This is a genomic window from Schnuerera sp. (assembly GCF_035459645.1).
GTDB lineage: Bacteria > Bacillota > Clostridia > Tissierellales > Tepidimicrobiaceae > Schnuerera.
Genome location: NZ_DATHXO010000536.1, coordinates 1 through 6,476 on the forward strand (window position 1 = coordinate 1; position 6,476 = coordinate 6,476).

At 29.2% G+C, this 6,476-nt stretch carries 11 protein-coding genes; 7 read left to right on the top strand and 4 right to left on the bottom strand.

All coding sequences use genetic code 11. The features are described 5' to 3' along the window. On the top strand, window positions 1-498 hold a 498-nt coding region (locus VK998_RS12495), incomplete at its 5' end, for a hypothetical protein (protein ID WP_325228876.1). A gap of 141 nt (window positions 499-639) precedes the next feature. Next, entirely contained in the window at window positions 640-1,077 is a 438-nt protein-coding gene (locus tag VK998_RS12500) for a DegT/DnrJ/EryC1/StrS family aminotransferase (RefSeq protein WP_325228879.1), read from the top strand. On the opposite strand, the gene VK998_RS13085 is transcribed toward VK998_RS12500, so the two are convergent. From VK998_RS13085 to VK998_RS12510, 3 genes are read right to left on the bottom strand one after another with little or no spacing between them, the layout of a single operon-like run. Continuing rightward, the gene (locus VK998_RS13085; protein ID WP_414713612.1) at window positions 966-1,439 is read right to left on the bottom strand and encodes an IS3 family transposase; all 474 of its coding nucleotides are present in this window, start codon (window positions 1,437-1,439) and stop codon (window positions 966-968) included. The genes VK998_RS12500 and VK998_RS13085 overlap by 112 nt on opposite strands. Window positions 1,440-1,498: 59 nt before the next feature. Continuing rightward, the gene (locus VK998_RS12505; RefSeq protein WP_025640467.1) at window positions 1,499-1,765 is read right to left on the bottom strand and encodes a transposase; all 267 of its coding nucleotides are present in this window, start codon (window positions 1,763-1,765) and stop codon (window positions 1,499-1,501) included. Between the two features lie 47 nt (window positions 1,766-1,812). Continuing rightward, window positions 1,813-1,956, bottom strand: a complete 144-nt coding sequence (locus VK998_RS12510; RefSeq protein WP_325228883.1) for a hypothetical protein — start codon at window positions 1,954-1,956, stop codon at window positions 1,813-1,815. A 110-nt stretch (window positions 1,957-2,066) separates the two neighbouring features. On the opposite strand from VK998_RS12510, the gene VK998_RS12515 reads away from it, so the two are divergent. Then, on the top strand, window positions 2,067-2,339 hold the full coding sequence (locus VK998_RS12515) for a putative Se/S carrier protein (protein ID WP_325228886.1): 273 nt from the start codon (window positions 2,067-2,069) through the stop codon (window positions 2,337-2,339). Here the strand turns inward: VK998_RS12515 and VK998_RS12520 are convergent. Continuing rightward, complete coding sequence (locus tag VK998_RS12520) at window positions 2,329-3,573, bottom strand: hypothetical protein (protein WP_325228889.1); 1,245 nt, start codon at window positions 3,571-3,573, stop codon at window positions 2,329-2,331. The two genes, VK998_RS12515 and VK998_RS12520, sit on opposite strands and share 11 nt — an antisense overlap. 119 nt (window positions 3,574-3,692) lie before the next feature. On the opposite strand from VK998_RS12520, the gene VK998_RS12525 reads away from it, so the two are divergent. The 4 genes from VK998_RS12525 to nifU all read left to right on the top strand — a co-directional run. Then, window positions 3,693-4,307, top strand: coding sequence for a hypothetical protein (locus VK998_RS12525; RefSeq protein ID WP_325228891.1), 615 nt, complete (start codon window positions 3,693-3,695; stop codon window positions 4,305-4,307). A gap of 176 nt (window positions 4,308-4,483) precedes the next feature. Then, window positions 4,484-4,921: an RrF2 family transcriptional regulator gene (locus VK998_RS12530; RefSeq protein ID WP_325228894.1), complete on the top strand. Its 438-nt coding sequence runs from the start codon at window positions 4,484-4,486 to the stop codon at window positions 4,919-4,921. 11 nt (window positions 4,922-4,932) lie between these two features. Then, window positions 4,933-6,111 carry a cysteine desulfurase NifS gene (gene nifS, locus VK998_RS12535; protein ID WP_325228896.1) on the top strand — a complete coding sequence of 393 codons (1,179 nt, stop codon included), beginning with the start codon at window positions 4,933-4,935 and terminating at the stop codon, window positions 6,109-6,111. Further along, window positions 6,112-6,476, top strand: a 365-nt coding sequence (nifU, locus tag VK998_RS12540; protein ID WP_325228899.1) for a Fe-S cluster assembly scaffold protein NifU, incomplete at its 3' end; no start/stop codon positions are given. It lies immediately after the preceding gene.

The following is a 6,476-nucleotide window of genomic DNA, read 5'->3' on the forward strand; positions in this document are numbered from 1 at the left end:
GGGGAGTATGAAATAACTGATGCAATAAGATGGTTATTAGACAATGGATATAACATAGATTATCAGGTATTAAAAGAAAACTGGAGAGATATAGGCACCCCAATAGATGTAATAAGAGAAAATATAGGTAGACTATCTATTATTGAAAACAATATAATTGGTGAAGTAGTTAATTCTCATGTATCTGGAAAAATAATCCTTGGGAAAGGATCAGCTATATATAATAGCCTAGTAAGAGGTCCTATAATTGTAGGAGAAAATACTATAATTAAATATTCTTATATTGGACCTTATACATCAATAGGGGATAAAGTTAATATTGAAAAATCAAATTTGGAAAACTCTATTATATTTGATGGTTGCACTATTAGGGGAGTTGGAAACTCAATTGAAAACTCAATAATAGGGGAAGGCTCTATTATTGGGAAGGAAGAAGGAATTAAAAAATTCAATAAATTAATATTAGGTAGAGGTAGTAGAATCTATCTATCAAGTTGATAATTAGCCTTTGTCATATATTATGGCAAAGGTTTTTATATGATAAAGGTATAATTGTAACATTATTAATTACTAATGCATAATTTTATAATACGATAATATATATGGTCTGTTTATATGTTTAGAATGGAGAGGAGTAAGATGAATATACCATTAATAGATTTAAGAGCACAATATAAATATATTAAAGATGAAATAGATAAAGCTATACAAAAAGTAATAGATAGTGGTAATTTCATACTAGGTGAAAACGTAAGTAGATTGGAAAAAGAAATAGCGGAATTTACCAGCACTAACTATGGCATAGGAGTTGCTAATGGTACTGATGCATTATTTTTAGCTCTTAAAGCCTATGGAATTGGCAAAGGTGATGAAGTGATAACAACACCTTTTACTTTCTTTGCTACTGCTGAGGCTATATCTCAAGTAGGAGCAACACCTGTTTTTGTTGATATAGATGAAGAAAGCTACAATATTGATGTAAATAAAATAGAAAATAAGATTACTAATAAAACAAAAGCAATTATCCCTGTCCATTTATTTGGACACCCTGCATTCCATCCATCCTTTAAAGTATGAATATATGTAATATCAGCGACCCATTTTTCATTTATCTTCGTTGTAGAAAAGTCTCTATTTAATAGGTTTTCACCTTGTTCATATACCTTTTTGGCTCTATAAGGCCTATATTTTTTAACCACAATTGATCTGATTCCTAATTTTTTCATATGCCTTTGAACCCGCTTAATGCTAATAGTTTCATAGCCCATTTTCATCAACTCTTTGCGAATTTTAGGGGCTCCATAGATTTTGTTACTATTATTATAGATTGTTAGAATATCTTCTCTAAGCTTCTTATTAAGAGTTTTCCACTTGTTTCCAGGCTTTTCCTTATGCTTATCATAATAGGTGCTTCTAGGATATTTTAGCACCTTGCACATAGTATCTATGCTGTGTTCCTTAGAATTAGCTTTTATTATTTCAAATATAATATCAGGATTTATTTGGTTGCGAATATGGCCATAGCTTTTTTTAATATATCATTTTCTTCCTTAAGTCTTGCATTTTCCTTCTTGATTTTTAGAATTTCTTCAAGATTTGTGGTATCTCCCTTTACATCTATCGGTGTTTTCTTCTTTACCCAATTACGTATTGCTGTTTGGCTTAGGCCATATTCGTCTGCTACTTCCCTAACTGTTTTTCCTGATAATACTAACTCTGCAATCATTATTTTGAATTCATCTGTATAAGTTTTTCTTTTAGACATTTTATGGACACTTCCTTCCTCATTTAGTAGTATATAAAAAACCTTATTTAGTGTCCATACTTATATACTAACATCACATGAGGTTTATTAGTACAGGCGATTATAGAAACACCATTAGGTGTTTTTAGTTTGTTTTTCTCCATTCTTTTTTTAATGAATTCATAGATATACTTTTTATAATAATTGTTCATAAAATTTTCTCCTTTCTTTGTCCCTAATTCATTTTATGGTTTTGGCAAAAATATGTAACTCCTATATTAGCGATGAATATATTTATAATATGGAAGGAGTGAATATAAACATGGATTACAAATATTATATTATTGTATTTAAATCAAAAAATATGGCAGTTTATACTTTTTCAATTTTAGAAAAATTAGGATATAAAAATTTCCAGCTTATTTCCACGCCGTGTGGAATAAAAGCTGGATGTAGTTATTCGATTAAATTTAAGAATATAAGATATTTCAATATCATAAAAAAAGAAGCCAAAAAAATTAATGCTGAAATAGAGGGTGTTTATTTAGTAGAACGAAAGAGTGGTAACAAAAAAATAGAGAAAATTACCATTTAAATAGCTTTTCAAATAAAGAATTTTTTTTATTTGACAATATATCTATTAGGGATTGTATATTTACTTCTACTCGTTTTTGAGAATCTATATTTTTTAATAAAAGATCATTTATTGTTTCTTGGTTATTTAAAATGTTTTCAATTTTAGTTTCTATTTCTTCTAATTTATTATTTTCCAAAGAAGATTTTTCGTAATCTTTTTTTAAATTAGAATAAGCAACATTTGAAGAATTAATAGAATCCAAGAAGAGGAAGTTCAACTTTTCTTCTAATAAGGCGTATATATGATTAACTTTAATATTTTTATACGCTGAATCATGTTTAGATACTTTAATAAGGTTGATATTAGAAAAGTCAGTATTGAAACTATCTCCTTCATACCAAGTATCACCATAATCTGCTGAATATAAGTAACCAATGGTATCAGATTTAATATATGCAATTTTGAGAAGGTTGTTTTCTTCAAACATAATCGGATAATTGTAACAATCGGATATATATGGGATTTTTATTTGCTTCCAAATATATTTTTTCCCATCTAAGGTATTAAGTTTACTATATTTTAGTATATGGTTATTATCCAAAGATTCTAGCCATAATGAATGGATATGGTTTTTTGTGTCTACAAATATATAAGGACTTACCTTATTTATTTTGGATGTAGTTAATTTTGAAGGACTTGGATTCCAAATTTTGGCGTAAAAGTTATAGAAAGTATGATAAATTTGAGAAGTATAATCTTCTATAGAACCATATAGCAATTGTATATTTCCTAATGTATCTTTATCAATAACATAGGCAGCAGAATTCCTATGAGAGGCAAATTTTATTACACTATATTGATTCCAAGTATTATTGTAACCTATTACATGTTGAATGGTCCATAATTTAGAGTTAATTAAATTGGCATAACTATATATTATATTGATATTATTTTCTTCTCCAAATATATATATGTCTCCATATACTTTTGACTGTAAATCAAATTTAGCAATTATCGTGTTAGACCAATTACCATTATCATAAATAAAATAATTTAGTTCTCCAGAATTCATTAAAGCAACTAAATGGATTTTATCCATATTGTCAATAGCTATAGAATATTTTAGAACTTTATTTTTATTGAGCTGTAATTTATCGATTAGAGTGTTGAAATCATTGAATAATCTATATTCAATATCTCTTTCAGGTCCTAAACAGAATAAAATAGATTCTTCATGGGAATTTATAGCCAATTGATTAAAATTTAAAAAAATTTCATTTAAATCCCTCCTATACTAGTAAAAAATAGCACAAATACATTCTTAGTTCATAATATGTAATTGAAAGTTAAATTATAGAGTGAGTGAAATAGATGGAAGAATTAAATGTTGAAGATTTAGGGAAAATATTAGAAGTTATGGATACAGACTGTGTTATAGTAGATAAAGTATTTGCTAGCTGTCAACAGAGAGAATGCTTCCCTCAAATAGAAGTAGATTTAAAGGGTAAGACATTTGAAGACATAAAATTCAAACCAGGCTTTATAGTTCCCAATACATTAGTAGTAACTGATATTGATAGTACACCTAATTTTAAAAGAGTGAGATTTACATTAAGGATTCCTTTTAAAATAATAACTACAGAAGGTAAGGAGATAGAAGGATTTTTACCAGATATACTAAAAGATATTATACTATTTATTCCAGATTCCAGGGACGAATTTGAATTTAGAATAGTAGTAGAAACTAGTTCCCAGGTACTGGGGCAACCTATTCAAACTGAAGATACATTAACCTTTGCAGTAGGTGTATTTATTATAGTAAAGGTAGTAGGAACTGTTCAATTATTGGTCCCAACCCTTGGATATTGTCCACCACCTGAATTCTGTGAAGAGTTTAGTCCAGAAGATGTTTGTGACAACTTTGATTATTTGCCATTGCCTGACTTTTTTCCACCTCAATTTGGACAATTATATCCAGATGATTAAGAACAAGAAAAAATTTTACCATATTTAATTAATGAAAGATTAAAATAAAAAATGCTTCCCAGGAAGCATTTTTTATTTTAGGCATTAATTAATTGAATGTTGACAAAGATACTAGGGTATATTATACTAATAAAAGAATACCAAGTAGTTTAGTTGGAATTAAAAGAGGTGGTTAAATGAGATTATCTACTAGGGGAAGATATGGATTAAAGGCTATGTTTCAATTAGCACTCCATTATGGTGAAGGACCTATACCTTTAAGTAGTATTGCTAATGCACAAGAGCTATCAGAAAACTATCTAGAACAATTAGTTTCTACTTTAAGAAAAGCTGGTCTATTAAATAGTGTTAGAGGTGCACAAGGTGGGTATATGTTAGCTATGTCTCCGAAAGATATTACTGTTGGAAGTATACTTAGAGTACTTGAAGGTGATATGGCTCCAGCTGATTGTGTTATTGAAAATGCTAATGGTTGTGAAAAAGAAGATAATTGTGTTACTAAGTTGGTTTGGATACAAATAAGAGATAGTATAAATCAAGTTATTGATTCTATATCATTACAGGATATGCTAAATGAACAAGTAGATATGGAATCAAAAAAATCAGAGGCTTAGGAGGAAACGTTATGGGGAAAAAAATATATATGGATAATTCAGCTACTACTCCAGTTAAGCAAGAAGTTCTTGATGAAATGTTGCCTTTTTTTAGTACTAAATATGGGAATCCATCAAGTATATATTCTTTGGGGAGCCAATCTAAAAATGCAGTAGAGATTTCAAGGGAAAAGGTAGCAAAAGCTTTAAATGCAAAAACTAATGAAATTTTTTTTACAGCAGGTGGTTCTGAGGCTGATAACTGGGCACTTAAAGGAGTTGCTTTTGCTAATAGAAAAAAAGGAAATCATATTATTACTTCAAAAATTGAACATCATGGTATACTTCATACATGCGAATATCTACAAAAACAAGGATTTAAGGTAACTTATCTAGATGTAGATGAATATGGGATTGTTGATTTAAAACAATTAGAAAAGGCTATCACTGATGAAACTATACTAATTTCTATTATGTTTGCAAACAATGAAATAGGCACTATTCAACCTATTAAGGAGATTGGGAAAATAGCTAAAGATAATGATATTTATTTCCATACAGATGCAGTCCAGGCAGTAGGTCATATAAAAATAGATGTAGATGAGTTGAACATAGATTTATTATCATTAGCAGCTCATAAATTTTATGGGCCAAAGGGTATAGGAGCTTTATTTATTAGACAAGGAGTAAAGATCGATCCTTTAATTTCAGGAGGAGCCCAAGAAAGAAGTAGAAGAGCAGGTACAGAAAATGTTCCTGGGATAATAGGTATGGGTAAAGCTATAGAAATAGCCTATGAAAATTTAGATGAGAAAAATACTAGATTAATTAGATTAAGAGATAGGTTGATTAATAAAATATTTGAAAAGATCGATTATGTTAGACTCAACGGGCATCCTACAAAAAGATTACCAGGAAATGTTAATATATGCTTTGAATTTATTGAAGGGGAATCTTTATTACTTAGTTTAGATATGGTAGGGATTGCTGGTTCAAGTGGTTCTGCTTGTACATCTGGAACATTGGAACCATCTCATGTATTATTAGCTATAGGTCTACCTCATGAAATAGCTCATGGATCTTTAAGATTGTCTTTAGGAGATTTTAACACAGAAGAAGAGGTTGATTTTGTGGTGGAAAAATTAGTAGAAATTGTGGCTAGACTTAGATCTATGTCACCTTTATATGAGAATATTAAGGAGGTCAAATAAATGTATTCAGAAAAGGTTATGGAACATTTCCAGAATCCAAGAAATGTTGGAGAGATAGAAAATGCTGATGGAGTTGGACAAGTTGGCAATCCACGATGTGGAGATATAATGAAAATGTATTTAAAAATAGAAGACGGAATTATTTTAGATGTTAAATTTAAAACCTTTGGTTGTGGATCTGCAATAGCTTCATCTAGTATGGCGACAGAGTTGATTAAAGGAAAAACTATAGAAGAAGCAATGGAAATAACTAATAAAAAAGTTGTAGAAGCTTTAGATGGACTACCACCTGTAAAGATACATTGTTCGGTTTTAGCTGAACAAGCTATTAAATCAGCTTTATTAGATTATTCAAAAAAGAATAA